The organism is Streptomyces radiopugnans (assembly GCF_900110735.1).
In the GTDB taxonomy this organism is placed as follows: Bacteria; Actinomycetota; Actinomycetes; order Streptomycetales; family Streptomycetaceae; genus Streptomyces; species Streptomyces radiopugnans.
Genome location: NZ_FOET01000003.1, coordinates 191,383 through 207,435 on the forward strand (window position 1 = coordinate 191,383; position 16,053 = coordinate 207,435).

The window sequence follows — 16,053 nt, forward strand, 5'->3', positions numbered from 1 at the left end:
CCAAAGGCAGGTCATGCGGAGTGTCGTCACGGCCGAGAGCGGGCGTGGATGCATCGTGCTTCCCGTGAAACGTCGCTTTCTGCATGGATTCATCCGTCGAGGGCGCGCGGCTGACGCGTCAGACCCATCCGAGCCCCGCTCAGAGGTGGATTCATCCACAGGTGAGCGGGGCTCGCTGGTTCCCGACCGGGAGAGCATGGCAGGCTCTTCTCATTGCGAGCCTGACGTCGAGGAGAGTGAACCGTTGCGGTCCGACGGCCATATCGCGGGACCGATGACCGATCCGGTCCCGGGTCCCCGTTCTGAAACGGCGGATGTTTCACGTGAAACGATGAGTGAGACACCGCCTCCGATGGACGCCTCCCCCCGGTACGAAGGGGATGTCTCCGCCCCCGTCGGCCGTGCCGCTCAGCAGGCGGTCGAGGCGATGAACCGTGCCGGTGAGGGCCTCCCCAGGCCCGAGGAGACCCGGGTGATGGTGGTCGCCAACCAGAAGGGCGGGGTGGGCAAGACCACGACCACGGTCAACCTCGCCGCTTCCCTGGCCCTCCATGGCGCCCGGGTGCTGGTGATCGACCTGGACCCGCAGGGCAACGCGTCTACTGCCCTGGGGATAGACCACCACGCCGAGGTGCCGTCGATCTACGACGTTCTGGTGGACAGCAAGCCGCTCTCCGACGTCGTCCAGCCGGTACGGGAGGTGGAGGGACTCTTCTGTGCCCCGGCCACGATCGATCTCGCCGGTGCGGAGATCGAGCTGGTATCGCTGGTGGCGAGAGAGAGCCGTCTGCACAAGGCGATCTCCGCTTACGAGCAGCCACTGGACTACATCTTCATCGACTGTCCCCCCTCGCTCGGTCTGCTGACCGTCAATGCGCTGGTCGCCGGCGCGGAGGTGGTCATCCCGATCCAGTGCGAGTACTACGCGCTCGAAGGGCTGGGGCAGCTTCTGCGGAACGTCGAGTTGGTGAAGGGGCACCTCAACCCCAAGCTCCATGTCTCGACGATTCTGCTGACGATGTACGACGGCCGTACTCGGCTGGCCTCTCAGGTAGCGGAGGAGGTGCGAGGACACTTCGGCAAGGAGGTCCTGCGGACCAATATCCCGCGGTCGGTGCGCATCTCGGAGGCGCCCAGCTACGGGCAGACGGTGCTCACTTACGATCCGAGTTCCAGCGGTTCGCTCTCCTATCTGGAGGCGGCCCGGGAGATCGCGCTGCGAGGCGCCGACAAGCAGCAGGAACAGCACATGGTGGAGGGGACTCAGTGACGGAACGACGTAGAGGCCTGGGTCGAGGGCTCGGCGCGCTGATTCCCGCGGCGCCGACGGGACCGGACGACAGTGTCAGCCCGGTGGTGGGAGAGAACGGCGCGCTTTCGCCGACCGCTGTTCCGGTGCTGACCCCGGGGCGTGGTGTGGCGGCGGCCAAGGTGACCAACCTGCCCGATGGTGATGGGCAGCACGGCAGCGGTGTTTCACGTGAAACCGAAGCCATGGACGGCGCTGTGGGCGGTGAGGCGGCAGGGGCCCACTTCGCCGAGGTGCCGGTTGACGCAATCACCCCCAACCCTCGGCAGCCGCGTGAGGTGTTCGATGAGGACGCTCTGGCGGAGCTGGTGACCTCCATCCAGGAAGTGGGCCTTCTGCAACCGGTGGTCGTTCGGCAGACCGGCCCGGAGCAGTATGAGCTCATCATGGGGGAGCGGCGCTGGCGGGCCTGCCGGGAAGCGGGTCTGGAGCGGATTCCGGCGATCATCCGGGCCACGGAGGACGAGAAGCTCCTTCTGGATGCCCTGCTGGAGAATCTGCACCGGGCGCAGCTGAATCCTCTGGAGGAAGCGGCTGCCTATGACCAGCTGCTGAAGGACTTCAACTGCACCCATGACCAGCTGGCGGATCGTATCGGGCGTTCGCGTCCTCAGGTCTCCAACACACTCCGGCTGCTGCGTCTCTCACCGTCGGTGCAGCGCCGTGTGGCGGCCGGGGTGCTGTCTGCAGGGCACGCGCGCGCGCTGCTGTCGGTGGAGGACTCCGAGGAGCAGGACCGTCTCGCCCACCGCATCGTGGCCGAAGGGCTGTCGGTGCGCGCGGTCGAGGAGATCGTGACTCTGATGGACAACAAGCCGAAGGGAAAGAGCAGGGCTCGGGGGCCACGGGCCGGCAAGCGGGTCTCCCCCGCGCTGGACCATCTGGCGAGCCGCCTCTCGGACCGCTTCGAAACCCGGGTCAAGGTGGACCTTGGGCAGAAGAAGGGAAAGATCGTCGTCGAGTTCGCCTCGATGGAGGACCTGGAGAGGATTCTGAGTCAGTTCGCGCCTGGTGAGAACCAGCTCCTGGAGCAGCAGCTCACCCAGGGGGACGACGAAAGCGGCGAGTGATTTCGAGGACCCGAGGACACGGTCAAGAACATCGCTGTACGACGCCCCATGGATACCATGTCTCCATGGGGCGTCAACTCGTTCCGCTCACCCTGGACAACCTGCCGGACCTGCCGAAGCGTTGCCGCAGGTGTGTCTTCTGGGAACTCGACCCGGTCAGCGGTGATGCCGCGGTGAAGGCGGGCCGGCCCGATCTGGAGAAGGAAGCCTGGATATCGGCGGTGCTGCTGGAGTGGGGCTCCTGCGGACGGCTCGTCTATGTCGATGATGTACCGGTGGGCTTCGTGCTGTACGCGCCGCCTGCTTATGTGCCGCGCTCGACGGCTTTCCCCACCAGTCCCGTCTCGCCGGATGCGGTACAGCTGATCACGGCCTGGCTGATGCCCGGGTATCAGGGGCAAGGGCTGGGCCGGGTGATGGTGCAGACCGTGGCCAAGGATGTACTGAGGCGGGGATTCAAGGCGGTCGAAGCGTTCGGGGACGCTCGTTGGAAGGAGCCCGCCTGTCTGCTCCCTGCGGATCACCTTCTCGCTGTGGGCTTCAAGACGGTCCGGCCGCACTACGCCTATCCCAGGCTGAGGTTGGAGCTGCGTACGACTCTCTCCTGGAAACAGGACGTGGAACTGGCGATCGACCGACTGCTGGGAGCTGTGCAGAAGGAACCCGCCCTCAGACCGTTGTGATTTCCGTAGTGGCAGAAAGGCGACGGGCCCGCCCCGAGATGGGGCGGGCCCGTTCCACGTGGAACGTCAGCCGATGAAGTCGGCCAGGTCCCGCTCGATGGCGGCCTTGGGCTTGGCGCCGACGATGGTCTTCACGACCTCGCCGCCCTGGTAGACGTTCATCGTCGGGATGGACATGATCCCGTACTTGGCGGCCGTCGCCGGGTTCTCGTCGATGTTGAGCTTGACGATGGTGAGCTTGTCGGCCTGCTCCTCCGAGATCGCCTCCAGCGACGGGGCGATCTGACGGCACGGACCGCACCAGGCCGCCCAGAAGTCGACCAGGACCGGCTTGTCGCTCTTGAGGACGACTTCCTCGAAGTTGGCGTCGGTGGCGGTCACGGTGGCCATAACGATCTCCTTGTTTCTCGGGGTAGGGGTGATGGTGGTCTCAGAGGGCGGCGGCGGCCGCGGCCTCGTCGGTCTTCTCGGGCTCGGCGCGGTGCTTCTCGGGGGCGTCGACCAGGGCGGCCAGGTAACGCTCGGCGTCCAGGGCGGCGGAGCAACCGGTGCCGGCGGCGGTGATGGCCTGGCGGTAGGTGTGGTCGACCACGTCGCCGGCGGCGAAGACACCGGGGATGTTGGTGCGGGTGCTCGGCGCGTCGACGGTCAGGTAGCCCTCGTCGTCCAGGTTGAGCTGGCCGTGGAACAGCTCGGTGCGCGGGTCGTGGCCGATGGCGATGAACAGCCCGGTCACCGGCAGCTGGGAGGTGGCGCCGGTGACGGTGTCGCGCAGGGTCACCCCGGACAGCTTGCCGCCGTCCTCGTGGAGCTCGGCGACCTCGCTGTTCCAGACGAACTCGATCTTCTCGTCGGCGAAGGCCCGCTCCTGCATGGCCTTCGACGCCCGCAGGGTGTCGCGGCGGTGGATGACGGTGACCTTCTCGGCGAAGCGCGAGAGGAAGGTGGCCTCCTCCATGGCGGTGTCGCCGCCGCCGACCACCGCGATGTGCTGTCCGCGGAAGAAGAACCCGTCGCAGGTGGCGCACCAGGACACACCACGGCCCGAGAGCGCGTCCTCCTTGGGCAGACCGAGCTTGCGGTGGGCCGAGCCCGTGGCGACGATGACCGTCCGGGCGCGGTGCACGGTACCGGCCGAGTCGGTCACGGTCTTGATCTCACCCTCGAGGTCGACCGCGACGATGTCGTCGGCGACCAGTTCGGCACCGAACCGCTCGGCCTGGGCGCGCATGTTGTCCATCAGATCCGGACCCATGATGCCGTCGCGGAAGCCGGGGAAGTTCTCCACCTCGGTGGTGTTCATCAGCGCGCCGCCGGCGGTCACCGAGCCCTCGAAGACCAGCGGATCCAGCGAGGCGCGGGCAGTGTAGAGCGCTGCGGTGTACCCCGCCGGCCCGGAGCCGATGATGATCACGTTGCGGACGTCGCTCACGGAGTCTTCCTTGTCTGCCGATGGGTTTACCGATGCCTGTCTGGAGCATCGCCTCGGGGAGGCTTACTCCACCCAACGAATCCTAGGAGCCAGGCATTCCCGGCCGTGGTATTGCGCGCGCGGACCGCTCAGCGAGGGTAGGTGCGAATGGTCAGCACCGTGCCGGGGGTGGGGGGCACCTTGCCGACGCAGCCGGCGTCGATCACATAGGCGTCCACCTGGGAGCCGTCGGCTTCGTCCGGCAGGACCACGATGTACGCCTGTCGCCCCTCGTATTCGCTCATACCAACGGCCAGAGGTACCTCATCACGGTCGACGCCCTCACGGATGCACTGCGGCATGGTGGCCGCGGGTGCGCTCGGGGAACCGGGGCTCGCCTTGAGGCTGAAGTCGGGAGATCCGGGGTCCGTCTCTTTCAGAGTCCCCTGACTCTCCTGTTCCGGCTTCCCCGGCTTGCTGTCGGCCAGCAGAGACCGTACGCGGGCCTCCAGAGCCTGATCGTTCCGGTCGCCTTGCGCGCCCGCATCCGAGGCCGCGCTCTTGTCCATGCCTCCGGATGAGCTTCCTCCGAGTCCCGGCAGGAAGACTGCGCCAAGGGTGAGGAGGGCCGCAGCGCCCGCGGTACCGAGCAAAGCGGTGTGCCGGCGACGCGGTCGCCTGCCATCGGCCCTCCCTGGGCCCTTGGTGCCCTGCGGTCGGCCTGCGGGCCGACCGGCAGAGCGGCCGGAGGGCCGGCCGGAGCGGATCGTTTCACGTGAAACAGAGTTCGGTGTATCCACCGGAGATGTCGAGGGGGAAGCGCCCCGGCTTTCCCCGTCGGAGGGGCTGGAGGCATTGAGCAGGGCCTCGGCGGCCAGGGCGGCGTCGATGCGGCCTGCCACATCGGATGGCATCGGAGTTGGTTCCGGAAGGGTGCCCAGCATGTCGCGGATCTCTTCCAGGGATGCCCGCACGTCCGCGCACAGCGCGCAGCCTGACAGATGGGCGCGTACGTCGGCCGAGCGTTCCGGGGAGAGCAGCCCTTCGGTGAGGTCGGAGATCTCATCGACCTCGGGATGCCCATCAGCGCCGAACGACGCGGAAGACATGGACGTCATGCGTGCTCACCTCCGCCCTTCACGGCCCCGGTGCCTGGTTTCCCTCTTGCCGGTGGGACGGATGCCCCCTGTGTCCGGTTCCTTCCAGCGGTGCCCGCCCGGCTTCCTCCAGCCGGACTCTCCGAGCGTAGATGGCCGACCAACGGCAGCAGCCGGGCTCTGCCCCGGGCGCAGCGGCTCTTGACGGTTCCGACGGCGACGTTGAGGATGCGGGCCGCTTCGGCGACCGGGTAGCCCTGCATATCGACGAGGACGAGTGCCGCCCGCTGCTCCGGTGGGAGTTGGGAGAGTGCGGCGATAAGCTGACGGTGGAGATCCTGGCGCTCGGCGGGTACGGCGGCGGACTCGTGCGGCTCCAGGAGCTGTTCCAGGCGCTCGGGTTCGGCGATGGGCGAGGTACGGCGACTGGCCGCCTTGCGCGCGCGATCCAGGCAGGCGTTCACGGTGATGCGGTGCAGCCAGGTGGTGACGGCGGACCGGCCCTGGAAGGTGTGGGCACTCCGGTAGGCGGAGACCAGGGCGTCCTGGACGGCGTCGGCGGCTTCCTCCCGGTCCCTCAGGACACGCAGGGCGACGGCCCAGAGCCGGTCGCGATGGCGGCGTACGATCTCACCGAAAGCGTGCGGATCGCCGGCGACATGGCGAGCGAGGAGTTCCCGGTCGTCGACTCTGCCGGCACCGTCGGGACCGTTCGTGCCCCCGGCGTCGTCGACGGCGCTGCCCGTCACCTTGTCGCCCACCCGCCGATCCCCTCCTCAGTCCGCTGTCTCCACGGATGGCAGGTCAGCTGAGGACCTCGACCTCCGTGATGCGGCCACGGTAGTTGCCTTCCTCCGTCAGGGGGAGTTCGGTGAGCCACACCAGGACGTACCGTGTCCTGATCGGTTTCTTGGCCTTGAGCTCCACATCGGTTCCGGAGCCGCTGCTGACCTTGCTGAAGCCGTTCAGCGAGCCGGGCATCTGGGCGGTGTCCTCGTCCGCCGCCAGGAAGTCGACGGAGGTGCTGCCCTTGAAAGCGACCTTGACGGTGCTGATCTGCTGGGACTCGCCCAGGTCGAGGATCAGCCCCACTCCGTCCTTGAGATTCCCGAACCTCGCGCTGTTGTAGTACATGGTCTGCCAGAAGGTGCCGGCATCGCCATCGATCGCATCGCCGACCCGGTCGCTGTTCTCGGAAGGGTCGCTACCGAACGGGTCGAAGTCCTTGGCGAGGGAGATCTCGACCGGCTTGCCCGTGGGAGCTGTCTCCGGCTGCTTCTGCTGCTCGATCCCGCTCTGTCCGGGATTCGGCGTCGCAGACTCGCCGCCGTTCAGGAGGGTGTCGGCCAACTGCCAGCTCCCCAGCCCCAGTGCGGCGATGAGCAGAGCGGAGACGCTCCACTTCAGTACCTTGCCGGCGCGTCCGGGCAGTGCGGGAGGCGCAGTCGGCGCCGTCACGGTGGGTGCGCCGGCGGGCCCTGCGGGAGGACGGGTGACGGGGCCGCCGTAGTTCCCCTGCCGGTAGCCGGGGCTCTGGTAGGGGGGCGGAGCGGTGAACTCGGGCTCGGGCGGCCGGATGCGCGGCAGCGCGGCGATCGCCTTGGACAGCTCCTCGGGGGTGGTGCAGGGCTGCTCCTGGCGGGAGGCGGTGGCACCGTCGTTGACCATCGCACGCATGGCCAGCTCGGAGAGCCCGCGGTGCACCCCGGCGCGTACCTGGTCCGGGGGGACGAGGGAGTCGCCGGTCAGCTCGGCCATGCCGCTGAGGCCGTAGGCGTCCTCGCCGTACGGCCAGCGATGGGTGAGGGAGGCGTAGAGCAGGGCGCCGATCGCCTCGGTGTCGGTGCGCTGGGGGTGGTCGGAGGTGATGCCGCGCAGGGCGGCGTTCACGGCGAGGCCGCGGATGCGGTACTGGCCGGCGGCGGTGCGCAGGACGCAGCCGGGCGTCAGCCGCAGATGGGCCAGGCCCTCGCGGTGGGCGGCGGCCATCGCCTGGGTGATCTGGGTGACGAGCTGGTAGGCCTCGTGGGTGGGCAGCGGGCCGGAGGCGAGGAGGGCTGTGAGGGGAGTGGCGTCCGGGAGCCACTCGTGGACGACGTAGACGAGGTCGTTCTCCTCGACCGCGTCCAGGACCTGCACGAAGCGGGGATCACCGAGGAGGGCTGCGGAGCGGGCGGCGGCCAGGACCGGCCGGGCGCGGGGGTGGTCGGCTGCGAGGAGGTGGACGCCGACGGCGCGGCGCAGTTTCTCGTCGACGGCTCGCCAACTGCTGAAGCCGTCCAGGCGGGTGACGCACTCCTCCAGGCGGTAGCGCCGGGCGAGCTTGTGACCGCTGTGCAGCTCGGGCGGCTGTGGGGACTGGGACGCCGGTGTCACCTCGTCGGTGGTATCAGAGGCGCCGGGGACGTCCGCCGTTGCGCTGTCATCGCCGTCATGGTCCGTGGAACCGTCGGCCGTGGTCCGCTCGGCAGCGGTGGACGACGGCTTGTCCTTGCCGTCCGTCCCGCCGCTCTCGTCGGCCACGTCGACGGCAGCCGTGCTCCGTTCCGCCACCGTCGCTCCTGCCTCCCCATTCGTTGCAGCCTGTTTCCCAACACAGCCAGAGACAATTGTGCCCACAGTCCGCCGCTGTGCACGACACACGGGTGGGGCCGAAGGTTGTGCGACGAACCCCGGAAGGCCGTCAGCGGCCGAGCTTCGCGCGGACCATGCCCATCATGGCGGTCAGCTCCTCCACCCGCATACGCCGGGCCGCCAGAACGAAGACCGCGCCCAGCACCAGACCGCCCGCGGCCAGGGCCGCGGCGCCGCTGACGGCACCGGGGCCGAGGGCCCGGACGATGAAGTAGGCGATCGCGCCGCCGGCCAGGGCGGCCGGGATGCCGGCGCCGCAGAGCCTGGCGTAGGTGCGCACGATGCGGGGGCCGTCCAGATCGCCGCCCAGCTTCCTGCGGAGCCGCTTCCAGGCGACGCCTACGCCGACCGTGTAGGCGAGGCCGTAGGCGGCGGCCATTCCGGCGACCGCCCAGTGGCTGGGCAGCAGCAGGAAGGCCAGCGCGGAGCCGGCTGCGTTGCAGGCGGCCACGATCACCGTGTTGTAGAAGGGGGTGCGGGTGTCCTCGTAGGCGTAGAAGCCGCGCAGGACCACGTACTGCACGGAGTAGGGGATCAGACCGAGGCCGAAGGCCATCAGGATGTAACCCATCGAGGTGGCCGCGTCGACGGTCGCGGAGGAGTACATCAGCAGGCACATCGGTACGCCGAGGGCCACGAAGGCGAAGGCCACGGGCACGATGGCGACGGCCGAGGTGCGCAGCCCGTGCGAGATGTCGTCGCGGACGGCGGCCGGATCGCCGTCGTGGGCGGCGCGGGAGATCCTCGGCAGCAGTGCGGCCATCACCGACACGGTGATGATGGCCTGCGGCATCTGCCAGATCAGCTGGGCGTTGCTGTAGCCGAGGATTCCGGTGCCCGGGTGGCCGTCGGCGTCGGCGGCCTTGCCGGCCCAGGTCGCGAGCTGGGTGACGACCAGGACGCCCGCCTGGTTGGCCAGGACGAACAGGAAGGTCCACTTGGCGAGGCGGGCCGCCTTGCCCAGGCCGTGGCCGCGCCAGTCGAAGCGCGGGCGGATGCGGAAGCCGGCGGCGCGCAGATACGGGATCATCGCCAGCGACTGGACGACCAGGCCCAGCAGGGTGCCGACGCCGAGGAGCCGGACCCCCTCGGGCGGGATCGTCTCCACACTGATTCCGGAGGTCCGGGCGGTGCCGTACACCCAGATGAAGAGGCCGAAGGTGGTGATGATGACGATGTTGTTCAGGACGGGGGTCCACATCATCGCGCCGAAGCGGCCTCGGGCGTTGAGGATCTGGCCCATGACGACGTGGATGCCCATGAAGAAGATCGTCGGCAGGCAGTAACGGGCGAAGGTGACCGCCACGTTGTTGGCGTCCGGGTCGTCGGCGATCTGCACGGACAGCGCCCGGACCAGCAGTGGCGCACCCAGCACGGTGAGGGCGACCAGGCCGCCGAGGACGACCATGACCAGGGTGAGGAGGCGGTTGGCATACGCCTCGCCACCGTCCTCGTCGTTTTTCATGGCACGCACGAGCTGTGGCACGAAGACGGAGTTCAGGCCGCCGCCGATGGACAGGATGTAGATCATCGTCGGCAGCGTGTAGGCCACGGTGTAGGTGTCACCGAGGAGCGCGGCACCGAGTGCTGCGGTAATCACCAGGGTCCGGACGAAACCCGTGAGCCGGGAGACCATCGTGCCCGCGGCCATGATGGCGCTGGACTTCAGTATGCCGCCGCCTCTGCGAGAGGCCTTGCCCGCTGCCGAGGGAGGCGGGCCCGCGGTGGCGTCCTCCGGTTCCGTTGCCGCCTGCGGTGGCGGGGGAGGCTGGGAGGCGGAGACGGCGGGGGACGGAGGCTGCTGTGGGCCGGGCTGCGGGGGCTGCCCGTAGGGCCCCTGCTGTCCGTAGGGCCCCTGGGCGATCTGGGCCTCTTGAGCCTCCTGGGCCTCCTGGGCCTCTCGCGGTGCGTAGGGCTCCTGCGGCGCGTACGGTGCCGAGTCCTGGTGCCGCTCGTACGGCCGACCCTGCTCGTACGGCTCTCCCCGCGGCCCGGCCGGCTGCCGGGGCGGGTACTGCTGGTGCTCCTGGGACGGGGAGGCCTGCTGGTCGTGGAAGAGGTGGGCGAAGGCGTCGTCGTGGGTGCGGCCTCCGCCCTCCTGCGCTCCTCTGTCCAGCATGTCGTCCACGCCTGTGAAGCGCACGGTCGCCGAGTCGCCGCCTCTCCCCGGCTGCCCGTGGGCGCCGTGAGGAGCGGGGTGGGGGGTGTTCCGGCCGTACGGGTACTGCCGGTACGGGTACCGCTCCTGCGCGTCCTGGCCGCCCGGAGCGGCCGGGCCCTCGCCGCCGGGTGCATCACCGCGGTCACGGTCGTACGGCGCGTTCATCGCTGCAACCCCACCTCATCGTCCGCGGCCGTCTTCCCCGGCCCCGACAGCTCGCTCAACGCTTCACCTTCTCACCCGCACCGGAGGGGTCGCGACGTCCGGCCCCGGTGTTCTCGGCGGGGTCACCCGCCTGCCCGTCCCCGGCTTCCCCCGCGGAGCTTCTGCCGGACTCCGCGGGGCCCTCCGAATCACCGTGCTCCTCCGGCTCCTCGGACCGCCGCTCCAGAGGGGCGTCCGGATCCGGCCGTTCGCCGATGCGCTTGCGCTGGGTGTACATCCGCACCCCGGCCAGCACCACGAGCAGCACTCCGCCGGAGATCACCAGCATCACCGCGGAGGTGATCTCGGTGACCTCCACCTGGAACCTCATGGCCTCGCCCCAGGGCTCGCCGTCCTCGGTGTAGAGCTGGGCCTCGACCCAGGTGCGGCCGTTGGCCTTGGCGGTGGTGGGGACCTTCACCGACTGGCTGTGCCCGCCCTCCACCGTGACCGGCTGCGCCTCACCGACGTCCAGGCCGATCCGGCGCCCGGAGACCAGCCGCAGCTCCAGGTTCTCCACGTCCTGGAGAAGTTTGTTCTGGACGGTCACCGGGATGGTGGCGCTGCGGCCGGACAGCTTCATGTCCGATTTCTCGATCAGCCGGACACCGTCCGTCAGCTCCTCCAGATAGCCGCCCACCGAGTCCCGGTACTCCGCCGCCGCCTCGCGGTCACCGCGCCAGGAGACGGACATCGAACGGTGGAGCGCGCTGCTGAAGGGCGTCTCCACCCGGGCCGGCTCGGACAGGATGCTCTTGAAGTCGTCCAGGGTGTTCCGGATGGTGCGGATCTCCTCGAAGGCCTCGGTCCGCAGTTCCCGCTTGCGCAGCGAGGCCGGGTACGAACCCTGACCCGGCACCTTCCGGCCGGCCTGCGGGTCCGGATCGGCCTCCGCGGCCTCGGACAGGCTCACGAACTCCGCCCAGCGCCCGTCGAGCTGGAGCGTGTCGAGTGCACCGGCCATCGCCTGGGCCTGGCTGACGGTGGGCATCCGCTGGGGAGCCACCACGATGCTGCGCTGCCGGCCCGGCTGCTGTGCGGTGATCGACTGCGTGTGGGCCAGGAACCGCTGTACGGCCTCTGTGGAGTCGTCCGCCCGGGTCATGTCCCCCTGGAACAGCTTCGACAGCCGGGCGTCCGCCACGATCGCGGTGGTGCCGCCGCCGATCGGCCGGGCGGCTGTGGGGGTGTGGTTCAGGGAGTCGGGCTCGCGCATGCTGTCGCTGCGGGCGATGACGTTGTGGGCGCCGGCCGAGGTGGCCACGGAGACGATGGAGGGGTCGACGGCGCCCTCCACCGGCCAGGCGAAGTCGGTGCTGGGCTCGGTGAGCAGGGTGGTCTCCACCGTCATCCGGCCCAGCTCGGTGGCCGGGCCCAGGTGGCTGAGCGCGTCGGAGACCTTCTTTCCCCGGTGGGCGAGGGAAGCGAGGTCCGGGTCGCCGAACGGCAGGGCCACGACCTCTCCGTCCTCCACGGCCTGCCGCAGTTCGTGCAGCCACCTCCGGGCGTTGGCCTGGCCCTTGCCGGCGACCTCCCGGCCGTCCTCGGTCAGCACCTTGTAGTTGTTGGTCATCGCCTCGACGGAGGCGAGCAGGTCCGGGTCGACCACCCAGGTGACCGGCAGCTTCCTGCCCAGGGCGACCATCTGCTGGAGCCGCCCGCCGGGTGCGATCTCGGCTTCGAGGTCGTCGTCCTCGAACACCGGCATCCGCCGCTGGTCCCCGGACTCGGTGCGGGCGGTGACGTGGGTGGAGGAGATCAGCGGCCACAGGAAGGTCAGCTGTGTGGTCTGCTCGGGCGCGGAAGGCTGCCACGGCAGGACGGTCCGCTCGATACCCAGGACGCGTCCGTACGCCTCGCCGGCCATCCGGCCCGACAGTGACACACCGAGCTGGTACACCCCGGGCTCGTCGAACGGCAGCTTGTCGGCCGGCACGCTCAGGGTGAAGGAGAAACCTGCTCCCGAGGGAAGATCACCGATCTTCACGGTTCCCTTGCGGCCGATCTCCTCACCGTCGACCCCGGGCACGTAGGCGGTACGCGAGTCGGCGCGGTCGATCGCGCTGCGCGTGGTCAGCCGGGCACCGGGACGCAGCGCGACCTTGGCCTCGACGATGTCGGACGGGGTTCTGTTGCTGACGCGGCCGGAGACGGTGACCGTGTCGCCCTTGCCCGGCGCCGAGGGGGTGAGCCCGGTGATGGACACCGAGACCGTACGGGACTCGTCGGCGGCCGGGGTGGCGGGTGCTGCCTGGACGGAAGGGGCTGAGGGGGCTGCTGAGAGCGCTGAGGGGGCGGCGGCGGCCTGGGAGTGAGGCTGGACGACCACTCCCGCCAGTAGCGGCAGGGAGGCGGCCAGCACGGCCACACAGCGCCCCGGCCATCGGCGGAGGGCAGGAGCGATGGGGGTCCCTGGGGTCTGTGCCGCCTCGGCCACGTGCCTCGTCCATCCTGTCCGCCGGTCGTCCGTACCGGTGCGCTGCCGATCTGCCAATGGTCTGCCGCTGGCCTGCTACTGGTCTGCCGCTGCTGTGACGCACTCAGATGCTAACGATCCCTGCCGGCCGTGAGTGCCACGGAGTCGGCCAGGGGCCGAAGGTCTGGAGGACTGAGGAGGTAACGGGGAGGACCGGGGGAGATGGGCCACGTACCCTGTTCTGCTGTGCCGAATGCCAACACTGACAGCCATCCCCAGCAGCAGGCCCACGGGCCCACCCGAGGGGCTCCTCCAGCGGTTCTGGGGGAAGCCCAGCGCAGAGCCGTGAGTGAACTCCTGCGGGTGTCCCCCGTCGCCGACGATCTGGCCGGCCGCTTCAAGGATGCCGGATTCACCCTGGCCCTGGTCGGCGGTTCGGTGCGCGACGCGCTGCTGGGCCGGCTCGGCAACGACCTGGACTTCACCACCGACGCCCGGCCGCAGGACATCCTGGCCCTGGTCCGGCCGTGGGCGGACGCGGTGTGGGAGGTGGGCATCGCCTTCGGCACGGTGGGCTGCCGCAAGGACGACTACCAGATCGAGGTCACGACGTACCGGTCGGAGTCGTACGACCGGACCTCGCGCAAGCCCGAGGTCTCCTACGGCGACTCGATCGAGGAGGACCTCGTCCGCCGGGACTTCACCGTCAATGCGATGGCGGTCGTGCTGCCCGAGAAGACCTTCGTGGATCCGCACCAAGGTCTGGACGACCTCGCGCGCCGGGTGCTGCGTACGCCCGGCACTCCCGAGGACTCCTTCTCCGACGACCCGCTGCGGATGATGAGGGCCGCCCGCTTCGCCGCCCAGCTCGGCTTCGAGGTGGAGGACGGCGTCGTGGCCGCGATGTCGGCGATGTCGGAGCGGATCGAGATCGTCTCGGCCGAGAGGGTGCGGGACGAGCTGAACAAACTGATCCTCGCCGATCACCCCCGGCAGGGCCTGGAGTTGTTGGTGAAGACGGGGCTGGCCGACCGGGTTCTTCCCGAGCTGCCCGCGCTGCGTCTGGAGCGGGATGAGCACCACCGGCACAAGGACGTCTACGAGCACACCCTGACCGTGCTGGAGCAGGCCATCGATCTGGAGGAGGACGGCCCGGACCTCACCTTGAGGCTGGCGGCCCTGCTGCACGACATCGGCAAGCCGAGGACACGCCGGTTCGAGAAGGACGGACGTGTCTCCTTCCACCACCACGAGGTGGTGGGAGCGAAGATGACCAAGTCCCGGATGACCAAGCTCAAGTACCCGGGCGAGATGGTGAAGGACGTCTCGCGTCTGGTCGAGCTCCACCTGCGCTTCCACGGCTACGGCACCGGAGAGTGGACCGACTCGGCCGTACGGCGCTACGTCCGCGACGCCGGCCCGCTGCTGGAGCGGCTGCACAAGCTGACGCGGTCGGACTGCACCACCCGCAACAAGCGCAAGGCCAACGCTCTGTCGCGTGCGTACGACGGTCTGGAGAACCGCATCGCGCGGCTGAAGGAGCAGGAGGAGCTGGACTCCATCCGCCCGGATCTCAACGGCAACGAGATCATGGAGATCCTCGGGTTGCGTCCCGGTCCCGAGGTGGGTGAGGCCTACCGGCACCTGCTGGAACTGCGGCTGGAGCATGGCCCGATGGGGCGTGAAGCCGCGACCGAGGCTCTCAGGCAGTGGTGGGCCGATCGGGGCTGACCGTACCGTTGTCTCCCTCGCGGTGGCCGTTGCGGTGTTTCACGTGAAACACCGCAACGGCCACCGTCGCGTACAGCGCCGTCACCGTCATCACCAGAGCCGGTGAGCGGCCGTCCGGGGGAAGCATCAGGGCGGCCACACCGGCGGCACCGACGAAGGCGACGTTGAAGAGCATGTCGTACAGGGAGAAGATCCTCCCCCGGAAGACATCGTCCACCGACGACTGCACAATCGTGTCCGTGGTGATCTTCGCGCCCTGAGTGGCCAGCCCCACCACGAAGGCGGCACCCAGTACGGGCGCGGGCAGGAAGGGCAGCGCCAGGGCGGGCACCAGCACCGCTGCCCCCGCGGCGCACAGCGCGATCCAGCCGAACCGGCCGACGCGCTGTACGGCCCAGGGGGTGATGACGGCCGCAGCGAAGAAGCCCAGCCCGGAGACGCCGACGGCCAGCCCCAGAAGCGCCATTCCCCCCAGCGCGCCTCCGTTGTCGCCGCTGCCTCCCCCGCCACCGCTGTCCCAGGCGTACCGGCTCAGCATCAGCACCATCACCGTCAGTGCGCCGTAGCAGAATCGCAGCACCGCCATCGAGGCGAGCGACTGGGCGGCCCTGCGCCGCTCCCCCAGATGACGCAGTCCGGCGCTCAGTCCGCGTGCGACACCGGCCAACGCGACGCTCAGCCGGGTTCGGGTGATCGTGTCCGGCCCGAGCGTGCCACGGCCGATCCGGAGCGACGCCAGGGCGCCCAGCAGATAGAGGCCGGCACCGAGAACCACCACCATGGCGTCCGCACCCGCGCCGTCCGGAGCGGGGATCCGTACGAGGAAGGCGAGCCCTCCTCCCGCGGTGGCCGCCAGGGTGCCCGCGGTGGGGGACAAGGAGTTCGCCATCACCAGCCGTTCGCCGTCCACCACATGCGGCAGTGAGGCCGAGAGGCCGGCGAGGACGAAACGGTTGACGGCGGTGACCGAGAGCGCGGCGAGGTAGAACAGCCACAGCGGTGCCGAAGTCAGCACCAGTGCCGCGGTCGCGGTCGCCAATACGGCGCGCAGCAGGTTGCCGAGCAACAGCACCTGCCGCCGCTGCCATCGGTCGAGCAGTACCCCGGCGAAGGGGCCGAGCAGCGAGTAAGGCAGCAGCAGGACGGCCATTGCGGAGGCGATGGCGGCGGGAGAGGTCTGCTGCTCGGGCGAGAAGACCACATAGGCGGCAAGCGCGACCTGGAAGACTCCGTCGGCCGACTGGGACAGCAGCCGTACCGCCAGCAGCCGGCGGAAACCGGAGAAGCGCAGGAGTACGCGCAGATCACGCACAACAGCCATGCGGTCAGCCTCACAC

At 69.5% G+C, this 16,053-nt stretch carries 12 protein-coding genes; 4 read left to right on the forward strand and 8 right to left on the reverse strand.

Translation table 11 applies throughout. The annotated features are described in order from the left end of the window. Nucleotides 1-196 precede the first annotated feature (196 nt). The 3 genes from BMY40_RS08330 (at nt 197) to BMY40_RS08340 (ending at nt 3,062) form a co-directional block, all read left to right on the forward strand. The gene (locus tag BMY40_RS08330; RefSeq protein WP_093657135.1) at nt 197-1,270 is read left to right on the forward strand and encodes a ParA family protein; all 1,074 of its coding nucleotides are present in this window, start codon (nt 197-199) and stop codon (nt 1,268-1,270) included. Then, nucleotides 1,267-2,379 (forward strand): ParB/RepB/Spo0J family partition protein, encoded by a 1,113-nt coding sequence (locus BMY40_RS08335; RefSeq protein ID WP_093657137.1) that lies wholly within the window; start codon nt 1,267-1,269, stop codon nt 2,377-2,379. Before BMY40_RS08330 ends, BMY40_RS08335 begins: the two co-directional genes overlap by 4 nt. Nucleotides 2,380-2,444: 65 nt before the next feature. Then, the gene (locus tag BMY40_RS08340; protein ID WP_093657139.1) at nt 2,445-3,062 is read left to right on the forward strand and encodes a GNAT family N-acetyltransferase; all 618 of its coding nucleotides are present in this window, start codon (nt 2,445-2,447) and stop codon (nt 3,060-3,062) included. Nucleotides 3,063-3,128: 66 nt separating this feature from the next. Here the strand turns inward: BMY40_RS08340 and trxA are convergent, their stop codons facing one another. From trxA to BMY40_RS08375, 7 genes are all read right to left on the reverse strand, one after another. Next, complete coding sequence (gene trxA / locus BMY40_RS08345; RefSeq protein ID WP_093657781.1) at nt 3,129-3,458, reverse strand: thioredoxin; 330 nt, start codon at nt 3,456-3,458, stop codon at nt 3,129-3,131. 34 nt (nt 3,459-3,492) lie between these two features. After that, on the reverse strand, nt 3,493-4,494 hold the full coding sequence (trxB, locus tag BMY40_RS08350) for a thioredoxin-disulfide reductase (protein ID WP_093657141.1): 1,002 nt from the start codon (nt 4,492-4,494) through the stop codon (nt 3,493-3,495). Nucleotides 4,495-4,622: 128 nt separating this feature from the next. Then, on the reverse strand, nt 4,623-5,591 hold the full coding sequence (locus BMY40_RS08355) for an anti-sigma factor family protein (protein WP_245769947.1): 969 nt from the start codon (nt 5,589-5,591) through the stop codon (nt 4,623-4,625). Continuing rightward, on the reverse strand, nt 5,588-6,319 hold the full coding sequence (gene sigM / locus BMY40_RS08360) for an RNA polymerase sigma factor SigM (RefSeq protein WP_093657785.1): 732 nt from the start codon (nt 6,317-6,319) through the stop codon (nt 5,588-5,590). The genes BMY40_RS08355 and sigM overlap by 4 nt, the downstream gene beginning before the upstream one ends. A gap of 55 nt (nt 6,320-6,374) precedes the next feature. After that, complete coding sequence (locus tag BMY40_RS08365; RefSeq protein ID WP_093657143.1) at nt 6,375-8,123, reverse strand: protein kinase family protein; 1,749 nt, start codon at nt 8,121-8,123, stop codon at nt 6,375-6,377. Between the two features lie 130 nt (nt 8,124-8,253). Next, entirely contained in the window at nt 8,254-10,530 is a 2,277-nt protein-coding gene (gene murJ / locus BMY40_RS08370; RefSeq protein ID WP_093657145.1) for a murein biosynthesis integral membrane protein MurJ, read from the reverse strand. A 55-nt stretch (nt 10,531-10,585) separates the two neighbouring features. Then, nucleotides 10,586-13,006, reverse strand: coding sequence for a DUF6049 family protein (locus BMY40_RS08375; protein ID WP_093657147.1), 2,421 nt, complete (start codon nt 13,004-13,006; stop codon nt 10,586-10,588). A gap of 225 nt (nt 13,007-13,231) precedes the next feature. On the opposite strand from BMY40_RS08375, the gene BMY40_RS08380 reads away from it, so the two are divergent. Continuing rightward, a complete protein-coding gene (locus tag BMY40_RS08380) occupies nt 13,232-14,716 on the forward strand; it encodes a CCA tRNA nucleotidyltransferase (RefSeq protein ID WP_425443091.1) in 1,485 nt (494 codons plus the stop codon). Here the strand turns inward: BMY40_RS08380 and BMY40_RS08385 are convergent. Then, nucleotides 14,688-16,037 carry an MFS transporter gene (locus BMY40_RS08385; protein WP_093657151.1) on the reverse strand — a complete coding sequence of 450 codons (1,350 nt, stop codon included), beginning with the start codon at nt 16,035-16,037 and terminating at the stop codon, nt 14,688-14,690. The two genes, BMY40_RS08380 and BMY40_RS08385, sit on opposite strands and share 29 nt — an antisense overlap. Nucleotides 16,038-16,053: the final 16 nt, after the last annotated feature.